This is a genomic window from Variovorax sp. IB41, from assembly GCF_016405905.1.
GTDB lineage: Bacteria > Pseudomonadota > Gammaproteobacteria > Burkholderiales > Burkholderiaceae_C > Variovorax.
The window spans coordinates 1-885 of record NZ_JAEFCB010000047.1 but is presented as its reverse complement, the minus strand read 5'-3'; the positions used below and the strand labels follow the sequence as shown (position 1 = coordinate 885).

The window sequence follows — 885 nt, the reverse complement described above, 5'->3', positions numbered from 1 at the left end:
GCAGCGTGAGCAGCTTGTCGACCTCGACGTCGTCGGGTCTGAGCACGGCGACCAGTGGCATCTCCAGCCTGTCCACTGGCCTGAGCTCCACGAACAGCAGCGTGAGCAGCCTGTCGACCTCCACGTCGTCTGGCCTGAGCACGGCAACGAGCGGCATCTCCAGCCTCTCGACTGGTCTGAGTTCGACGAACAGCAGCGTGAGCAGCCTGTCGACTTCCACGTCGTCCGGTCTGAGCACCGCCACCAGCGGTATCTCGAGCCTCTCGACTGGCCTGAGCTCGACCAACAGCAGCGTGAGCAGCCTGTCGACCTCCACATCGTCTGGCCTGAGCACCGCAACCAGCACCATCGACAGCCTGTCCACGTCGACGTCCAGCGGGCTGAGCACTGCGACGAGCGGTATCTCCAGCCTGTCCACCGGTTTGAGCTCGACCAACAGCAGCGTGAGCAGCTTGTCGACCTCGACGTCGTCGGGTCTGAGCACGGCGACCAGCGGCATCTCCAGCCTGTCCACTGGCCTGAGCTCCACGAACAGCAGCGTGAGCAGCCTCTCGACGTCCACGTCGTCGGGCTTGAGCACGGCGACGAGCGGCATCTCCAGCCTCTCGACTGGCCTGAGCTCGACGAACAGCAGCGTGAGCAGCTTGTCGACCTCGACGTCGTCGGGTCTGAGCACCGCGACCAGCAGCATCAGCAGCCTGTCGACCTCCACGTCCAGCGGTCTGAGCACCGCAACGAGCGGTATCTCCAGCCTGTCGACTTCCACGTCGTCGGGTCTGAGTACAGCGACCAGCGGCATCTCCAGCTTGTCCACCGGCCTGAGCTCGACGAACAGCAGCGTGAGCAGCCTGTCGACCTCCACATCGTCTGGCCTGAGCACCGCAA

1 protein-coding gene is annotated in these 885 nt (G+C 64.6%); it reads right to left on the bottom strand.

What is annotated here, in order from left to right:
* On the bottom strand, positions 1-885 hold an 885-nt coding region (locus tag JC881_RS32220; protein WP_198789816.1), incomplete at both ends, for a hypothetical protein.